General features: G+C 66.9%; 19 protein-coding genes. 13 read left to right on the forward strand and 6 right to left on the reverse strand.

The genetic code is table 11. The features are described 5' to 3' along the window. Positions 1-91: 91 nt before the first annotated feature. The 4 genes from AAIO73_RS08435 to AAIO73_RS08450 form a co-directional block, all read right to left on the reverse strand. The gene (locus AAIO73_RS08435) at positions 92-925 is read right to left on the reverse strand and encodes a TorF family putative porin (RefSeq protein WP_345877265.1); all 834 of its coding nucleotides are present in this window, start codon (positions 923-925) and stop codon (positions 92-94) included. 202 nt (positions 926-1,127) lie between these two features. Continuing rightward, entirely contained in the window at positions 1,128-1,592 is a 465-nt protein-coding gene (locus tag AAIO73_RS08440) for a RidA family protein (protein ID WP_055998998.1), read from the reverse strand. A gap of 33 nt (positions 1,593-1,625) precedes the next feature. Next, a complete protein-coding gene (locus AAIO73_RS08445; RefSeq protein WP_345877266.1) occupies positions 1,626-2,249 on the reverse strand; it encodes an HAD family hydrolase in 624 nt (207 codons plus the stop codon). Continuing rightward, positions 2,246-2,518: a DUF3572 domain-containing protein gene (locus AAIO73_RS08450; RefSeq protein ID WP_345877267.1), complete on the reverse strand. Its 273-nt coding sequence runs from the start codon at positions 2,516-2,518 to the stop codon at positions 2,246-2,248. Before AAIO73_RS08450 ends, AAIO73_RS08445 begins: the two co-directional genes overlap by 4 nt. Before the next feature lie 41 nt (positions 2,519-2,559). Here AAIO73_RS08450 and AAIO73_RS08455 point away from each other — a divergent pair, with 41 nt between their 5' ends. Next, the gene (locus tag AAIO73_RS08455; RefSeq protein ID WP_345877268.1) at positions 2,560-2,940 is read left to right on the forward strand and encodes a response regulator; all 381 of its coding nucleotides are present in this window, start codon (positions 2,560-2,562) and stop codon (positions 2,938-2,940) included. A gap of 312 nt (positions 2,941-3,252) precedes the next feature. On the opposite strand, the gene AAIO73_RS08460 is transcribed toward AAIO73_RS08455, so the two are convergent. Beyond that, a complete protein-coding gene (locus AAIO73_RS08460) occupies positions 3,253-3,909 on the reverse strand; it encodes a YoaK family protein (RefSeq protein WP_345877269.1) in 657 nt (218 codons plus the stop codon). A 79-nt stretch (positions 3,910-3,988) separates the two neighbouring features. On the opposite strand from AAIO73_RS08460, the gene AAIO73_RS08465 reads away from it, so the two are divergent. Then, positions 3,989-4,618, forward strand: a complete 630-nt coding sequence (locus AAIO73_RS08465; protein WP_345877270.1) for a trimeric intracellular cation channel family protein — start codon at positions 3,989-3,991, stop codon at positions 4,616-4,618. A gap of 47 nt (positions 4,619-4,665) precedes the next feature. Here the strand turns inward: AAIO73_RS08465 and phaR are convergent, their stop codons facing one another. Continuing rightward, positions 4,666-5,235, reverse strand: coding sequence for a polyhydroxyalkanoate synthesis repressor PhaR (phaR, locus tag AAIO73_RS08470; protein ID WP_242119490.1), 570 nt, complete (start codon positions 5,233-5,235; stop codon positions 4,666-4,668). A gap of 91 nt (positions 5,236-5,326) precedes the next feature. Here phaR and AAIO73_RS08475 point away from each other — a divergent pair, with 91 nt between their 5' ends. The 11 genes from AAIO73_RS08475 to AAIO73_RS08525 all read left to right on the forward strand — a co-directional run bounded on the left by AAIO73_RS08475 (position 5,327) and on the right by AAIO73_RS08525 (position 17,437). After that, positions 5,327-6,316, forward strand: a complete 990-nt coding sequence (locus tag AAIO73_RS08475) for an alpha/beta fold hydrolase (RefSeq protein ID WP_345877271.1) — start codon at positions 5,327-5,329, stop codon at positions 6,314-6,316. A gap of 29 nt (positions 6,317-6,345) precedes the next feature. Then, a complete protein-coding gene (locus tag AAIO73_RS08480) occupies positions 6,346-7,518 on the forward strand; it encodes an acetyl-CoA C-acetyltransferase (protein ID WP_345877272.1) in 1,173 nt (390 codons plus the stop codon). A 226-nt stretch (positions 7,519-7,744) separates the two neighbouring features. Then, on the forward strand, positions 7,745-10,990 hold the full coding sequence (locus AAIO73_RS08485; RefSeq protein WP_345877273.1) for a TonB-dependent receptor domain-containing protein: 3,246 nt from the start codon (positions 7,745-7,747) through the stop codon (positions 10,988-10,990). Between the two features lie 108 nt (positions 10,991-11,098). Beyond that, positions 11,099-12,361, forward strand: a complete 1,263-nt coding sequence (locus tag AAIO73_RS08490; protein ID WP_345877274.1) for a glutamate-5-semialdehyde dehydrogenase — start codon at positions 11,099-11,101, stop codon at positions 12,359-12,361. Positions 12,362-12,392: 31 nt separating this feature from the next. Further along, positions 12,393-12,650, forward strand: coding sequence for a CopG family transcriptional regulator (locus AAIO73_RS08495; RefSeq protein ID WP_345877275.1), 258 nt, complete (start codon positions 12,393-12,395; stop codon positions 12,648-12,650). Further along, on the forward strand, positions 12,650-12,922 hold the full coding sequence (locus AAIO73_RS08500) for a type II toxin-antitoxin system RelE/ParE family toxin (protein ID WP_345877387.1): 273 nt from the start codon (positions 12,650-12,652) through the stop codon (positions 12,920-12,922). The genes AAIO73_RS08495 and AAIO73_RS08500 overlap by 1 nt, the downstream gene beginning before the upstream one ends. Next, on the forward strand, positions 12,919-13,542 hold the full coding sequence (locus AAIO73_RS08505) for a nicotinate-nucleotide adenylyltransferase (RefSeq protein ID WP_345877276.1): 624 nt from the start codon (positions 12,919-12,921) through the stop codon (positions 13,540-13,542). The genes AAIO73_RS08500 and AAIO73_RS08505 overlap by 4 nt, the downstream gene beginning before the upstream one ends. Before the next feature lie 35 nt (positions 13,543-13,577). After that, entirely contained in the window at positions 13,578-13,931 is a 354-nt protein-coding gene (rsfS, locus tag AAIO73_RS08510; protein WP_242119482.1) for a ribosome silencing factor, read from the forward strand. Positions 13,932-13,944: 13 nt separating this feature from the next. Further along, positions 13,945-14,367, forward strand: a complete 423-nt coding sequence (locus tag AAIO73_RS08515) for a 23S rRNA (pseudouridine(1915)-N(3))-methyltransferase RlmH (protein ID WP_345877277.1) — start codon at positions 13,945-13,947, stop codon at positions 14,365-14,367. Next, positions 14,364-15,518 (forward strand): murein hydrolase activator EnvC family protein, encoded by a 1,155-nt coding sequence (locus tag AAIO73_RS08520; protein ID WP_345877278.1) that lies wholly within the window; start codon positions 14,364-14,366, stop codon positions 15,516-15,518. The genes AAIO73_RS08515 and AAIO73_RS08520 overlap by 4 nt, the downstream gene beginning before the upstream one ends. 83 nt (positions 15,519-15,601) lie before the next feature. Next, positions 15,602-17,437 carry a methyl-accepting chemotaxis protein gene (locus AAIO73_RS08525; protein WP_345877279.1) on the forward strand — a complete coding sequence of 612 codons (1,836 nt, stop codon included), beginning with the start codon at positions 15,602-15,604 and terminating at the stop codon, positions 17,435-17,437. The last annotated feature ends 29 nt before the right edge of the window (positions 17,438-17,466 follow it).

The following is a 17,466-nucleotide window of genomic DNA, read 5'->3' on the forward strand; positions in this document are numbered from 1 at the left end:
AAGGACCGTCTGTGGCGGGTGCTTTGATACGGGTCTTCGACTGCGCTCAGCCCCTACTCAGCACGAACGGGGTTGTTACGTTTCTTCGTCCTCAGAACGCCGCGGTCAGCGATACCACCACCGTGCTCGCCGCGATCGGGCTGCCGTTGGTGGTCTTGCTGAAGTTCGGCTCGATATAGGCCGATTCGGCGCGCGAGATGTCGGTGTCGACATAGGCGACGCCCAGCGTCAGATTCTTGTAGGTATAGTCGGCGCCGATCAGCCAGTCCCAATATTTGCCGGTGGGGGCAAGGCTGGTGCCGTTGGGGCCGAGGCCGGGATTGCCGTCCGAATAGCCGATATGCGCCTTCAACGTGACCGGCGTTTCGGGGATGCCGGCGGCGGCGTCGCCCGAGAGATACAGGTTCTTCTGGCGGCTGCCGTCGCCCGCGACCGGCGGCGTCGCCGATGCGGTGAAATAGCCGAGCGAGGTCTGCTTGGGCGCGTAGAACACGCCGGCGGTCAGCGTCGCCGGACCGGCGGTGCCCGACAGCTTGCCATAGAATTCGACGACGTCGGTTTCGTCGGCACCGCCCGGATAGGTGTACCAGGTGACGCCGGCATCGACGGTCGCGGTGCCGAAGGTCTTCTTGTAGCCCGCGATCAGGTCGAGTTCGAGATTCGCGCCGCCGAACGTGCCCCAGCCGGCGAGGTTCGAACCCCAGGTGCCGATATAGACGCCGCTTTCATGGGCGATGGTGATGCCGCCCTGTACCGCGACGTTCTTGTCGCTCTGCGACACGCCGCGGAAACGATAATCGGAGGCGACCGACGCGCTGCCGCTGATCGTGATCGGTTCGGGCGGTGCGGTTTCCTCCTGCGCAAAGGCAGGCATCGCGGTGGTGGCGGCCAGGACGACGGCCGGAAGGAAGGTCGAGAATCGCATCGTAAACCCTTTCTAGGTTCCGTGGTGATTCTCCTGCGTTCGAACGTCGCCGCGATTCGGTGGACCTTTTCGGCCCGTGCGGTCTGACGCCCTGCGACCGAATATGTCCCAGCGTGCCGCGCCGCACAACGGAAATTGCTTATGAGACACATGGTGACCCGCCGCTGTTGCGCGATCGCAACAGCGGCGGGTCCGAACGGGCTTATGCGCGGATGGCGAGGATCGCGTCGATCTCGACGACGGCGCCGAGCGGCAGGACGGGCACGCCGACCGCGCTACGGGCATGGCGGCCGGCATCGCCGAACAGCTCGACCATCAGTTCCGATGCGCCATTGGCGACCTTGGGCTGGTCGGTGAAGCTGCCCGCCGAATTGACGAACACGCCGAGCTTCACGACGCGCTCGATCCGGTCGAGGCTGCCGAGCGCCTTTTCGGCCTGGGCGAGGATCATCAGTGCGCATTTCTGGGCGGCGCTGGTCGCATAGGCGAGGTCGCGGTCTTCGCCGGCGCGGCCGGTCATCAGATTGCCGTCCTCGAAGGGCAGCTGGCCCGACAGGTGGAGCAGCCCGCCGGCCTCGACCGCCGGGACATAGGCGGCGACCGGGGCGGCGGCGGCGGGGAGCGAAAGGCCGCGTTCGGCCAGCTTTGCGGGGATGTCATATGCCATGGTTGCGTTCCTTTCCGTTGATCGGGGACGAGGTCAAGCCTGTGGCCCACGCCCTTCGGCGAAGCGGGCCTCGATCCAGCCCTGCGCCTCGACCCAGTCGTCGATGCGGGCATGGGCGGCGGGCGCCGGGGCGACATGGACGGCGAGATCGGGTTCGGACACCATGTGCAGGCGGAACACCTGCGGCGCGGTGTCGGCGACCGACTGGTGATGGACGGCGAGGTCGTCGACGAAAACGGTGACGCTGGGGTCATATTCGGCGACCAGCCGGGCGACCGGCGGCCCCTTGCCCCCCTGATTGCATTCGACGCGGTGGACGATGCCGTGCGTCGCGAGCTGATCGATGCGATGGGTGCGGCAATGATCCTGCAGGTTGGTTAGGACGACGATATCGGCCTGTTCGGCAAGCGCGGCCAAGGCTTCGCGCGCATGGGGGACCAGCGTCTGTCGCGCCATTTCGGCGGGGAAGAAGCCGTCGAGCAGGCCCCACATTTCGAGCGGTTCGAGCGTCGTGCCGTCCGCACGCGTCATCGATTCGGCGAAGCCGCCACCGTGCAGACGGAAGTCGATCGCATGAGCGTCCTTCAGCCAGCTACCGAAATGGCGGACCATGTGCAGCAGGACTTCGTCGCAATCGGTGATGAGCAAGGGTTTCATGCATTCTCCAGTTCGGCGCGGGCACGCACCAACGCCGGGGGCGGCACGTCCAGCGCATCGGCACAGGCGATCAGATCGGGTTCGTAGGATTCGAGATGGGCGAGCACCTGTACCAGAAATGCCGGCTGTCCGGCACGCAGGCGCAGGTCGGCCGGGTCGACACCGGTCAGCGAAAGGAAGCGCGACGCGCGGCCTTCATCGCTGACGATCCAAGCAAGTGCTTGTAAAGCAAGTGTCGCTGCGTCAATATTTGTCTCACGCTGCCGCATCGCCTACACCGTCCCCACGATCATCAAAGGATGCAACGCGCGTGGCAAAAAGGGTACTCGTTGTCGAGGACAACGAACTGAACCTGAAGCTGTTCTGCGACCTGCTGCGTGCGCATGGCTATGATACCGAACCGGTCCGCGATGGGCGCGAGGCGGTGACGAAGGCGCGCGGTTTCCTGCCCGACCTGATCATCACCGATATCCAGCTGCCGCATATGACCGGGCTGGAGCTCATCACCATGCTGAAGGGCGATACGCGGCTGCGCACGATCCCGATCATGGCGGTCACCGCCTATTCGGGGCGCGACGACGAGGACCGGGTGCGCGCGGCGGGAGCCAACGCCTATGTGACCAAGCCGATTTCGGTGGTGCGGTTCATCGGCGAGGTCCGCGGATTGTTGCCGCTGGAGGGGGAGGCCTGACGCCTTCCGCCACGTCCCCGGCCCCGGTTCGCTTCGAGCTTGTCGGGAACCGAAGTCGAGAAGGGGGTGCCTCGAACAACGGCGTTCTCGACAGGCTCGAAGCTGCTCGAACCGAACGGATTGGGAACCGAGACGGGACTGGAGCGTGATGAAATGAGCCCAACCCGTTCGTCCGAGTAGCCATTGAGCTTATCGAAATGGCGTGTCTAAGGACCTTCTGGGGCAGGTGCTTCGATACGGGTCTTCGACTTCGCTCAGCCCCTACTCAGCACGAACGATTCTACCTGTTGCCATCATGATCCAGTTGGAGCGTTATTGCAGTTCGACGCGGGCGACCAGCATCGTCAGCAGCGCCGACAGCGCGGCGACGACCCACAAGGCCGCCAGCCCCAGCCAGTTCCAGCCGATCGCACCGATCGTCACCCCGGCGACGAAGCCGAGCCACAACAGCGCGTCGCGGCGCAGGCCGGGGGCGGAGCGGTCGCCGAGCAGGCGACGGGCGAGGCGCTGGCCGATGCGGACCAGCGTACCGGTCATATAGGTCAGGCCGATCCTTACCTCGCCATCGGGGGCGACGACGCCGTTCTGCGCGCCCATCGCGCCGGCCAGCATCAGCATGGCAAGCGTCAGCGGTGCGAAGGCGGCCATCGCCGCGCCGATCGCGAGCATCAGCGTGACGAGGCCCATCACCGCCTCCGCCCGTCGTCCCTGTCCCAGCCGCTCGGCCGCCGCGGCGCCGGCGATGGTGCCGAGCATCGCCCCGGCGACGAAGGACAGGACCAGCGCGGCGGCGGTCGCGGCGGTATAGTCCCAGCCATGGGCGAGGCCGACGCCGAAACGCGTCGAATTGCCGCTCATGAACGAGGCGAAGAAACCACCGAGCCCGCTGAACGCCAGCGCGTCGACGATACCGGCCAGCGCGGCCAGCAGGACGGTGGTGAGCGTGGCGGCGGAGGACAGGCGTCGCATGGCGTTCCTTTGCCCGATCGGGCGGTGGTGCGGCAAGCTATCGCTCGCCACATATCCTGCGGTACGTTAGCGAGACGCCATGGTTCCTTCTCCGCAGGCGCTGGGGCAGATGCTCGGCGCGCTCGACATGATCGGTATCGCGGTGTTCGCAGGCTCGGGTGCGCTAGCGGCGACGCGGGCGGCACAGACCTTCGTCACCGCCGCGTTCTTCGCGCTCATCACCGGGGTCGGCGGCGGGACGGTGCGCGACCTGCTGATCGGGGCGCCGGTGTTCTGGGTCCATGGATCGCCGGTCGCGGCGATCTGTGTCGGCATGGCGTTGCTGGTCTGGTTCACGCCCGAACGCTGGTGGCATGACAAGGCGCTCGACTGGCTCGATGCGGCAGGGCTGGCGGCGTACGGCGTGTTCGGCGCGGCCAAGGCGCTGAGCCATGGCGTGCCACCGCTTCAGGCGGCGCTGATGGGGGTGCTGACCGCGTGCGTCGGTGGCATTCTCCGCGACGTGCTGGCCGGCGTGCCGTCGATCCTGATGCGACCCGAATTATATGTGACGGCGGCGGCGCTGGCGGCGGGGCTGCATGTGGTGCTCGTCGCGCTGGGGCTGCCACCATTCTTGGCCGCGCTGCCGGCGGCGACAGCCGGGTTCGCGCTGCGCGGGGCGGCAATCCGGTTCCGCATCGCACTCCCGGCCTATCGGGGGAAGCGATAGGATTTTGCGGCCGTGGAGCGCCGTTCGTCCAACTCCCCCCGCCCGGCTCAGCCCAGCTTGTCGACCTTGTCCTGCAACCGCGCCAGTTCGGCGCGCAGTGCGGCCATTTCGTCGACCTTCGCAGCCGGCGCCTCGGTCGAGGTCGCGGGGGTCGGGGTCGGCGTACCGGCCGCGCCCGGCTGGAACGCATGCGCCGCCGCCTCGAACATTGCGAGGTTGCGCTTGGCGATCTCGGCAAAGGGCGAATGGGCGAAGGCGCCCTCGACCGCGGTCTTGAACTGTTCCTGGTTGCGGCGGAAGCTGTCCATCGACGCCTCCAGATAACCCGGCACCATCGCCTGCATCGAATCGCCGTACAGCGTGATGAGCTGCCGCAGGAAGCTGACCGGCAACAGCGTCTGGCCCCGGCTCTCTTCCTCCATGATGATCTGCGTCAGCACATTGTGGGTGATGTCGTCGTCGGTCTTGGCGTCGACCACCTTGAAGTCGCGATGCTCGCGCGTCATCGCAGCCAGATGCTCGAGCGTGATGTAGGACGACGTCTCGGTATTATAGAGCCGACGATTGGCGTATTTCTTGATGATGACGGGGCTGCCGTCGGCCGCTGCCTTCTTCATGCGAAATCCTTGCGCGAAAGATATGCTCATGGCTACACCGGTTGATACCGCGCCGCAACACGGGCCACGGCCTTTACCGTTGTTTCTCTCGATGTTGCGCAGCGAAACCGCCGACGACCCCGCCCGGCGTGCCCGTGCGCTGGCCGGCTTGCGCGCCTATCAGGACGCGCCGCGCCTGCCGCGCGCGGCGATGCCCGAACCGGTCGCGCGCGACGGGCGGATCGTGCTGCACGATTATGGCGGGACCGGGCGACCGGTGGTGGTGATCCCGTCGCTCATCAATCCGCCCTTCGTCCTCGACCTGTCGCCCGACAATTCGCTGCTACGCTGGCTGGCGGGACAGGGGTTGCGGGTGCTGCTGGTCGACTGGGGGGCGCCGGGGCCGGCGGATCGATCGATGGACCTTGGCGATCATGCGCAGGCGGCGGCGCGGTTGTGTGCGACGCTCGACGCACCGCCGCTGCTGGTCGGATACTGCCTCGGCGGCACGATCGCGCTCGCGGCGGCAGGGTTCGTCGACACGGCCGGCATCGCGCTGATCGCGACGCCGTGGCATTTCGCCGGCTTCGGCGAGGCGACGCGTGCCGCCATCGCCGATCAATGGACGATGGCGCAGCCGACCGCCGAACAGATGGGGCTGGTCCCCATGGAGTTCCTGCAGGCGATGTTCTGGCAGCTCGATCCGGGGCGCACCGTCGACAAATATGTCGCCTTCGCCGATCTCGATCCCGCATCGGCGAAGGCACAGGCGTTCCTCGCACTGGAGGACTGGGCCAATGCCGGGGCACCGCTTCCCTATGCGGCGGGACGCGAATTGTTCGACGACCTGTTCGACGCAGACCTGCCGGGCGGCGGACGCTGGCGGGTAGCGGGCGACGTCGCCTCCGCCACGCATGCCGTGCCGATGGTCGAGTTCGTCGCCGAAAGTGACCGGATCGTCCCCGCCGCCAGCGCGATCGGCCTGGCCGACCGGCGCATCGTCCCCGCCGGCCATGTCGGCATGATCGTCGGCAGTCGCGGACGAAGCGTCCTGTGGGAACCGCTTGCGCGCTGGCTAAGCGACGCGCCCCACATTAGATAGCCTGCGAAGCTTTAGGAGAAGGATTGCCCATGACCGACGCCGTCATCGTTGCCGCCAAGCGTACCCCCGTCGGAAGCTTTCTCGGCGCCTTTGCCGCGGTGCCCGCGCACGAATTGGGCCGGCAGGCGATCGCCGCCGCGCTGACCCAAGCCGGCGTCGCGCCGGAGGACGTGTCGGAAGTGATCCTCGGCCAGGTGCTGACCGCCGGACAAGGCCAGAACCCGGCGCGGCAGGCATCGATGGCGGCGGGCGTGCCGAAGGAAGTGCCGGCATGGGGGCTGAATCAGGTCTGCGGATCAGGGCTACGCGCGGTCGCGCTGGCGGCGCAGGCGATCCAGACCGGCGACGCGACGATCGTGGTCGCGGGCGGTCAGGAAAGCATGTCGCTGTCGGCGCATGCCGTACAGATGCGCGCCGGCACCAAGATGGGTGACGGCACGATGGTCGACACGATGATCAAGGACGGGCTGACCGACGTCTTCAACGGCTATCACATGGGCATCACTGCCGAAAACCTCGCCGAGCAATATCAGGTGACCCGCGCCGAGCAGGACGAATTCGCCGTCCGCTCGCAGAACCGCGCCGAGGCCGCGCGCGGCGAGGGCCGCTTCGCCGACGAGATCGCGCCGGTGACGATCAAGGGCCGCAAGGGCGACACCGTCGTCGATCAGGACGAATATATCCGTGCCGGCGCGACCATCGACGGCGTGTCGGGCCTGCGCCCGGCGTTCAAGAAGGACGGATCGGTGACCGCCGCCAATGCATCGGGCCTGAACGACGGTGCCGCCGCGCTGGTCGTGATGTCGGCCGACGAAGCCGCCAAACGCGGCCTCGAACCGCTCGCCACGATCAAGAGCTGGGCGACCGCCGGCGTCGATCCGTCGGTGATGGGCATCGGCCCCGTCCCCGCCTCGCGCCGCGCGCTCGAAAAGGCCGGCTGGAGCGTCGACGATCTTGACCTGGTCGAAGCCAACGAAGCCTTTGCCGCACAGGCACTCGCGGTCGGCAAGGACATGGGCTGGAGCGCCGACAAGGTGAATGTGAACGGCGGCGCGATCGCGATCGGCCACCCGATCGGTGCATCGGGCGCGCGCGTGCTGACCACGCTGCTCTACGAAATGAAGCGCCGCGACGCGAAGAAGGGACTGGCGACTCTGTGCATCGGCGGCGGCATGGGTATCGCGATGTGCGTCGAGCGGTAACCAACCCATTGTAACGAAGTGTTGCCGTGTAGCATTATTATAATTCTAAGGCGTATCCTTTGTATATGCTGCGAGTGCTGCACGGCACGTTGGTGTGTTGATCGGATTTCTGTAACAATTTGTTGCCTCGTTGTACGGAAGTCCGGGTACGGCTTGCCAAGGCCGAGATTATTGATTTTCCTGCTGCAAACGCCGGGTATTTCCCGCGTTCAAAACGGGGCAATCAATGAAAACACACCGTCTTCTCGGTGCAACGGCGCTTGCCGGCATCGCGCTGCTACCGCAATTCGCCTTCGCGCAGACTACCGACACCACGACATCGCCGCGTCCCGCCGATTGCATCGCCGGCGATCCACGCGTCGAATGTCAGTCGGTCGACGATGCCGAGGACCCGACGCAGGTCATCACCGTCACGGGATCGCGCATCGCGCGGCCGAACCTCGATACCGCCGTTCCGGTCACGACGCTTACCGCGCAGCAATTCGAAAATGTCGGTCAGGTATCGGTCGGTGAAACCCTGAACCGCCTGCCCGCCCTGCGTTCGACCTTTAACCAAGCGAACTCGACCGCAAGCATCGGCACTGCTGGCATCAACGCGCTCGATCTGCGCGGACTCGGCCCCGCGCGGACCCTGGTTCTGGTCAATGGCCGTCGCCACGTATCGGGCAACCCCGGCACCTTCAGCGTCGATACCAATACCATTCCGAACGCCCTGCTCGAACGCGTCGAGACCGTCACCGGCGGCAATTCGGGCGTGTACGGGTCGGACGCTGTATCGGGCGTCGTCAACTTCGTACTGAAGCGCGATTACGAGGGCTTCGACGCCCGTGTTCAGGGTGGCGCGTCTAGCCGTGGCGACCGCGGATCCTATCTGGTGACCGGCCTGTGGGGCAAGAATTTCGCTGAAGGCCGCGGCAACATCGCGATCTCGGCAGAATATGCCTATTCCGACCAGGTGCTGTTCAGCGACCGGGATGAGCAGACCGGCGCTTTCTCGGGCGTGCCGGGATTCTACCAGACGCAGCGCACCACGTTCGTCAACCCGGACGGCACTGCACGCAACGAACCGCCGGCAGGGGACGGTATCCCCGACACGACCTTCTTCCGCAACCCGGGATCGAAGTTCGGCATCATCTCGCTGGGCGGCACCGTCATCACCGCCTGCCCGGTCGCGACAGCGACCAACGGCGCGCGCCGTGCTGCGGTCTGCACTGGACAACTGTCCCCTACCAACGGACGCATCAACAGCAACTATATCTTCCTGCCCGACGGCACGCTGGTCCGCGATACGCCGACCATCGACCTTCGCCCGACTGGCGGCGGCGTCCTCGGTGGCCGCACCGCGAGCGGCGTCGAAGGCGCGATGCTCCTGCCGGGGCTGGATCGCATCAACGTCAATCTGCTGTCGCATTTTGAGGTGTCGAGCGCGTTCGAACCTTATATCGAAGCGAAGTACGTCAAAGTCACCGCCAACCAGACCTCGACCCAGCCGACCTTTGTCAATGGTCGCCTCACGCCAACCTTTTATCTAGATAATCCGTATTTGACTGAACAGGCACGTTCGACGATCCGCGTGCTCAACGGACTAGCCGCGACCGACAATAGCAGCGCGTTCACCTTCTTCCGCTTCAACAACGACATCGGCACCCGCGCCGAACAGCATGAACGCCAGACCTATCGCGCGGTCGTCGGTGCGCGAGGCGTGCTGCTCGACACCGGCAACTGGAATTACGACGCATTCGTCAATTACGGCCGGACCGAAACCTATTACGAAACCGGTGGCAACGTCGACATCCGCAAGTTCAACAACGCCGCTAATGCCGTACGCGACCCGGTATCGGGCCAGATCGTGTGTCGTATCAACGCCGATGCCAGCGCGGCAAACGATGATGCAAGCTGCCGACCGCTGAACCTGTTCGGCGAAGGTGCCCCGCTGACCACGCCCGACGGCATCGCCTATTCGCTCTACACCTCGTCGCGCAAGCAATGGGCCGAACAACTCAACGCCGTCTATTCGGTGTCGGGCGACACATCGGGATTCTTGCGCCTGCCCGGCGGTCCGATCGGCATCGCCTTCGGCGTCGAATATCGCCGCGAGGATTATTTCTCGGCCTATGACGATTTCACCAAGGGCGAATATGCACCGGGCCAGTCGAATACCTTCCTGAATTCGATCCAGGATTCGAACCCCGATGCGGTGAGCGTCACGGAAGCATTCGGCGAAATCCGCGTGCCGATCCTGGCGGACCTTCCCTTCGTCCAGGAATTGTCGGTCGAGGCATCGGGACGCGCATCCAAGTATAATTTCCTCCAGGACGCGGTCTATGCCTACACCGTCGCCGGCATCTATTCGCCGGTACGCGGTCTGCGATTCCGGGCCAGCTATGCACAGGCGACGCGTGCGCCGAACTTGGCCGAACTCTATGCCGGAACCAGCCAGACCTTCGCCAACAGCTTCACCGATCCGTGCAGCCAAACGGTCATCAACCAGGACCCGAACCGGGCGCGCAACTGCGCGGCGGCGGGCATCCCGACCACTATCACCCTGCCCGACGGGCAAGTCGTTCCGTGGACCAATGCCCCTACCTCCGGTATCCTCGGCACCAACGGCGGCAATGCCGCGCTCGAACCCGAAGTCAGCCGCAGCTTCGTGCTGGGCGGCGTGTTCGCGCCGCGCTTCCTGCCCGGCTTCTCGGTGACGGTCGATTACTATAATATCGAGATCAAGCAGGCGATCGACACGATCACCCCGCAGGCGCTGGTCAATCGTTGCTATGACGATCCGGGCGGCATCAACAATCCGTTCTGCGCGCAGGTCATTCGCCGCCGGTCGAGCGATCCGATCGCGGACTTTACCTTTGCGGGACAGCAGGGCCGCCGCTTCGCCGGCTTCCCCGACTTCAACATCGGCCTGCAGGGCAACGGCTTCACCAACGGGCCATTCAACTATGCGAAGTTGACCACGTCGGGCATCGATGCCGAAGTCGCCTATCGTCACAGCTTCACCGATGACATCCGCCTGAACCTGTCGGCGAATGTCAGCTGGCTGGAAACGCGGCGGCAATATACGTTCCTGACCGATCCCGACCGCTATACGCGCCGGAACAATGTACTGGGCGATCCCGAATGGCGCGGCCTGTTCTCGGCCAATTTCTTTGCCGGGCCGTTCGATATCGCGCTGACCACCCAGTATATCGGTCGCCAGACGCTGGGGTCGTGGAACCTGCAGAATTACGAACAGGATCGGCCGCCGACCAACGCCGACGCCTTTCCGATCATCTATTTGCCGGAAGTGTTCATTCACGACATTCAGTTCGGCATTCGCGCCAACAAGAATTTCCGCATTTACGTCGGCGTCGACAATGTGAACGACCAATTGCCGCCCTATGGCCTGACCGGCACCGGGTCGGACAGCGGGATCTTCCCGGTGACCGGGCGGTATTTCTATGCCGGTGCGCGCGTCAATTTCTAATCGATAGCGCCAAGGAAGGAAGGGGGCGTCCGAAAGGGCGCCCCCTTTTCTCGACTGGACGCGGCCTATCGGTTGCGCGAAAGCGGCGCAAACCGATGGGGTAGCGCGATGACCGCCGAACACAGCACCGCCGACACGATCGCCCGCTATGGCGCCGACGCCCTGATGGCAGCGCAGCGACTCGCGACAACCCCGACCGCCAGCAAAGCCGCCGCCCTCCGCCTCGCCGCCGCCGCGATCCGCGAAGACGCCACCCTCATCCTCGCCGCCAACGCACGCGATATCGCCGCGGCGCAGGCGAGCGGCCTGTCGGGTGCGATGCTCGACCGGCTGCGGCTCGACCCGGCCCGGCTGGAGGCGATGGCGGCGGGGGTCGAGGCGGTGGCGGGACTGGCCGATCCGGTCGGGGAGATCATCGATCGGCGCGAACGGCCGAACGGGCTCGTGCTGACCCGGGTCCGCGTGCCGATCGGCGTGATCGGGATCATCTACGAGAGCCGGCCGAACGTTACCGCCGATGCTGGGGCGCTGGCGGTGATGGCCGGGAACGCGGCGATCCTGCGCGGCGGGAGCGAGGCGATCCACAGCAATCGCGCGATCCACGCGGCGATGGTGCGTGGGCTGGTCGCGGGCGGACTGCCCGAAGCGGCGGTGCAACTGATCCAGACGACCGATCGTGCCGCGGTCGGCGCGATGCTGGCGGCCGAAGGGCTGATCGACCTGATCGTGCCGCGCGGGGGAAAGAGCCTGGTCGCGCGGGTCCAGGCCGAGGCGCGCGTGCCGGTGCTCGCGCATCTCGACGGGCTGAACCACAGCTATGTCGACCGTGCCGCCGATCCGGCGATGGCGCGGGAGATCGTCGTCAATGCCAAGCTGCGGCGGACCGGCGTCTGCGGCGCGACGGAGACGCTGCTGATCGACCGCGCCTACGCCGATCCGCTGCCGATCCTGACCGGTCTCCTCGATGCCGGCTGCGAATTGCGCGGCGATGCCGAGGTGCGGGCGCTGCATCCCGCTATCCTCGAAGCGAATGACGACGACTGGGACACCGAATATCTCGACGCGATCCTGTCGGTGAAGCTGGTCGACGGGGTCGACGACGCGATCGCGCATATCGCCGCGCACGGATCGCATCATACCGATGCGATCGTCACGTCCGACGAAGCGACCGCCGAGCATTTCCTCGCGCGTGTCGATTCGGCGATCGTGATGTGGAACGCATCGACCCAGTTCGCCGATGGCGGCGAATTCGGGCTGGGTGCGGAGATCGGCATCGCCACCGGCCGACTGCATGCGCGCGGCCCGGTCGCTCTGGAGGGGCTGACGACGTACAAGTGGATCGTGCGCGGGACCGGTCAGACCCGGCCTTGATGGCGGGGGTCGTGCGGCATAGGTTGGGCGGATGGAGATGCGACCGATCACCACTGCCATCGATGCCGCGACCGATGATGCGATCAGTCGGCTGGCTGCCGCAAGGGGCATCACGCGGGACGAGTTCGCCGCCGATGCGTTGCGTCGCGTGGCGCATGAGGACGAGGAATTGCTGGCTTTCGCGCAAGTGGGAATCGATGCTGCCAACCGGGGCGAACTGATTCCGCACGAAGTCGTCATGGCGGAACTCGACGCGATGATCGAACGGCACCGGAGCCGGATCCGCTGATCGTTTGGACAAGACCCGCGCTTGAGGATCTTCGCCGGATCAACCAGTGGCTGCCGGATAACGCAGCACCGATCGTGGCATCTGAAATTCTGACTGCGGTGCGGCAGCGCTCCGCGATCCTCAACAGTTTTCCAAACGCCGGACGGCCGATCAGCGGAGGTAGCCGCGTGCTGCGGGTTCGCGGCGCGCCCTATCTGTTGATCTACCGCACCTTGCCCGATCAGGTCGAAATCCTGCGCATCCGCCATGATCGCGAGGACTGGGATAGATGAGCCGTATCGGCCTGCTCGGCGGATCGTTCAACCCGGCTCATCGCGGCCATCGCCGGGTGTCGCTTGCCGCCAAGCGCGCGCTGGCGCTGGACGAGGTGTGGTGGCTGGTGTCGCCGGGCAATCCGCTGAAGCCCGCCGCCGGCATGGCGCCGCTCAACGCCCGGCTAGCGTCGGCACGGCGGGTCGCGCGGCATGCACCGATCCGGCCGACCGCGATCGAACGGCGGCTGGGTACGCGCTACACGGTCGATACCTTGCGCAAACTGGTGCGGCTGTACCCGCAGCATCGCTTCATCTGGCTGATGGGGGCGGACAATCTCGCGGAGTTTCACCGCTGGCGCGACTGGCGCGGCATTGCCCGGACGGTGGCGATTGCGGTCGTCGCGCGTCCGGGCTATGATGGGCGCGCCCTCGCTAGTCCTGCGATGGGCTGGTTGCGGCGCCATGCGCGGCCCGCAGGCCAGGCGAGACGATGGACGGTGTGGAGTTTGCCGGCGCTGGTCCGTTTGCGCTTCCGCCCCGATCCAACTTCGGCGACCGCGATCCGCGCCGCCGATCCCGCCTGGCACCGTCGGGTAATTCCACCCGCGCGGTCCGGCGCACAGGCCCCTGAAAGCTGATACCCTTGCCGACCCCTACCGACCCGACCGATGCCATGAGCGAGACCGAAGCGCTGCACCGCATGGTGCTCGCCAGCCTCGACGACGACCAGGCGGTCGAGACGGTGTCGATCCCGCTCGCGGGCAAGTCGAGCATCGCCGATTATATGGTCATCGCCAGCGGCCGGTCGAGCCGGCAGGTGGCATCGATGGCGACCAAGCTGGCCGAACGGGTCAAGGCCGAGTTCGGCCGCCCGTCGCGAATCGAAGGGCTGCCGACCGCCGACTGGGTGCTGATCGACACCGGCGACGTGATCGTCCACCTGTTCCGCCCCGAAGTCCGCACCTTCTACAATCTGGAGCGGATGTGGGCGTTCGGCGATACGCTGAACCCGACCGCGCACGCATAAAGCCTGTCCGCCCGTGCTGCTGCATATCGTCGCGCGCGGGCGGATCGGGCGTGGTCCCGAAGCCGAACTGATCGACCGCTATCTGAAGCGGGTCGGCTGGCCAACGAAGATCACCGAACTGCCCGATAGCGGGGGCAAGATACCGCCGGTCGATCCGGGCACGCGCATCGTGATGCTGGACGAAAAGGGGCGCGACCTGCCGTCGATGGCGTTCGCGACCCAGCTCGGCCGCTGGCGCGACGATAGCGTGCGCGAAACACGCTTCCTGCTGGGCGCCGCCGATGGCTTCGACGATGCGCAGCGGGCACAGGCCGATCTGTTGCTCGCGTTCGGACGGGCGACATGGCCGCATTTGATGGCGCGGGCGATGCTGGCCGAACAATTGTGGCGCGCGACCAGCATCCTCGCCGGCCACCCCTATCACCGCGAGGGATGAGGCGCGCGCTTGCCCTGTTCGTCGCTCTGACCGCGCTGGCGGGTGCGGCGGCGTGGGCGCAGGACGATCCGGTGGCCGCGGGACGCGAACGGCTGGAAACCGCGCGCCGGGCAGCCGCGGCGGCCAGCGCGCGATCGCAATTGCTCGACCGGGCCGCGCGTGCCGCCGACGCCGGGGCCGAACGTAGCCGGGCCGCGCAGGCGGCGCTCGCCGCCCGCATCGTCGCGGCCGAAGCGGATCGCAAGGCAGCACAGGCGCGCGTCGCGCTGATCGGCGAATTGCTCGCCCGCCGCCGCGGCGAGCTGGCGACCCGGCAGGCCCCGGTGGCGCGACTGGTCGGGGCGTTGCAGTCGCTCGCCAGCCGCCCGGCGTGGCTGGCGGTCGCGCAGCCCGGATCGACCGACGATCTGGTCCATGTCCGCGCGGTGCTCGGCACCGTCGTCCCGGCGATGCAGCAGCGCACCGCCGCGGTCCGCACGGCCATTGCCAATGCGGCGCGATTGCGCGCGCAGGCCGGTGTCGCGCTGGCGGCACTGGCGGCCAGCAACGCGCGGTTGGAGAATGAGCGGCTGGCACTGGTGCAGGCAGAGGCGGCACAACGGTTGCGTTCGCGTGCGCTGGCGCGCGGTGCGCTGATCGAATCGGACCGGGCGATCGCGCTGGGCGAACAGGCGCGCGACATCGTCGACCGGCTGGAGGAACTGGGCGAGGCACGCGACACCCGCGCAGCCCTGACCGCCCTGCCCGGGCCGCTGCCCCGGCCCGATGCCGCAACCCCGGCGCTGCCGCCGCCTGCCTACCGCCTGCCGGTCAGCGGCAGCGTCGCGACCGGCTTCGGCGAAATCAGCGACAGCGGCGTGCGCGCGCGAGGGCTGACGCTGACCGTCGCACCGGGAGCCACCGTCGTCGCGCCCGCGCCGGGGCGAATCGCGTTCAGCAAGCGGTTCCGCGGCTATCGCCGGGTGGTAATCCTCGACCATGGCGGCGGCTGGACGACGACGGTTTCCGGTCTTGCCGCCAGCGTCGGACCGGTCGACGCGCGAGTGGCCGCCGGTACCCCGATCGGTCGCGCGCCGCAGGGGGAAGGGCCGCCCGTGACGATCGAGCTGCGCCGCCACGGTGTACCGGTCGATCTGGCGGCGATGCTGTAACGCGCGCAGTCGATGGCACGATAACCGTATATTATCCGATTTAGCCGAGACCGTACCGAGCGAACGAATCGGAGTAGGCCCGCGTGCAATCGGTCAACCGGATGGTATTGGCGGCAATCGCTGCGATCGCGCTGCTGGTGCTGGGATCCGCAGGCGCCAGGCTCTGGGCCAATGGCCGCCAGTCCGATGCGCGCGCCAGTATCAGCCAGGGAACGGCCCTGCTGCGCAACCACATGACCGCCGACATGATGCATGACGCGATCCGAGGCGACGTGCTGTCGATATTGCGGGCCAGCTCCGCCGGCGATCTGGACCTCGCTGCCAACCGCAAGGCGCTGGCCGATGATTCGGCGGCGCTGCGCAAGGCGCTGGCGGCCGATGCCGCCTATGCCGATGCCCCCGTCATCGCGGCGCGCGCCCGCCACATACAGCCATTGGTCGACGCCTATATCGCGACCGCCGAACGGATCGCCGATGCCACGGCCGCTAATCCGGCCCGCGCCACGGCGCTGCTGCCCGGCTTTCTCAAAGCCTTCGAAACGCTGGAGGGCGGGATGAGCACCCTGTCCGATGCGATCGAAGCGCATCTGGCCGAGGTCAGCGCCGAGGCGAACGCGATCGCCCGAACGGCCAACATGCTGCTCGTCTTCACCACCCTCGCGACCCTTGCCGTCATCCTTGCCATCGGCTTTGCCACCCGACGGTTCGTCGTGGCGCCGCTGCTGACACTGGTCGAAGCGCTAAAGCGGATGACCTCGGGCGACATGGCGGTCGCGATCCCGGCCGGGAGCCGCCGCGACGAACTGGGCCAGCTGGCCGGCGCGACCCAGGCACTGCGCGACCAGCTGGTCGCGGCCGAACGTTCCAAGGAGCAGCAAACGACGTTGATCGTCGACAGCTTCGGCGCGGCACTGACGCGGCTGGCGCAGGGCGATCTGGTCTCGCGCGTCGATGCCGACCTGACCGGGCCGTTCGCGCGGATCAAGGCCGACTTCAATTCCGCCGTCGCGGCGCTCCAATCGACGCTGGCGACCGTGACCGAAGCCGCCAGCAGCATCAACAACGGTGCCGAAGACATCCGCCAGGCGTCCGACGACCTGTCGCAGCGGACCGAACAACAGGCGGCGAGCCTCGAAGAGACCGCGGCGGCGATGGACGAGATCACCTCGACCGTGCGCGAAACCGCCGCCGGCGCGGCACAGGCCAACCGCATCGTCAGCGAGGCGCGCGCCGAGGCGGACCAGTCGGGCGAGATCGTCCGTCGCGCGGTGGAGGCGATGCACGGCATCGAACGCGCCTCCGCCGAGATCAGCGACATCATCAGCGTGATCGACGGCATCTCGTTCCAGACCAACCTGCTGGCGCTCAATGCCGGGGTGGAAGCGGCTCGAGCGGGCGATGCCGGCAAGGGCTTTGCCGTCGTCGCCAGCGAGGTCCGCGCGCTGGCACAGCGCTCCGCCGATGCCGCCAAGGACGTGAAGACCCGCATCACCGCATCGTCCAGCCAGATCGACACCGGCGTGCAGCTGGTGGTCGATACCGGCGATGCGCTCGCGCGGATCATCAGTCGTATCGGGCAGATCGACGAACAGGTCGCCAGCATCGCCGCCTCGGCCGAGCGGCAGGCGACGGGCCTGCACCAGATCAATACGGCGGTTTCGGAAATGGACGGCATGACGCAGCAAAATGCGGCGATGGTCGAGGAGGCGACCGCGGCGGTGCGCAGCCTCGCCTCCGATGCCGACGGCATGGCCCGACAGATCAGCAGCTTCCGCCTCGGCGATACCGGCCATCGCAGCGCGCCCGTCCGCGCCGTCCCGGTACCCGCCCCCCGTCCGACGAACGTCGTCCCGATGCGTCCGCACGTCGCCGGCAACACCGCGCTCGCGGTAGCGGAGGACGACTGGTCGGCATTCTAGTGCCGGATCGGACGTTCTGAACGGCCCTT

Origin of the sequence: Sphingomonas epibiotica (assembly GCF_039615155.1) — a bacterium.
Lineage (GTDB): Bacteria > Pseudomonadota > Alphaproteobacteria > Sphingomonadales > Sphingomonadaceae > Sphingomonas.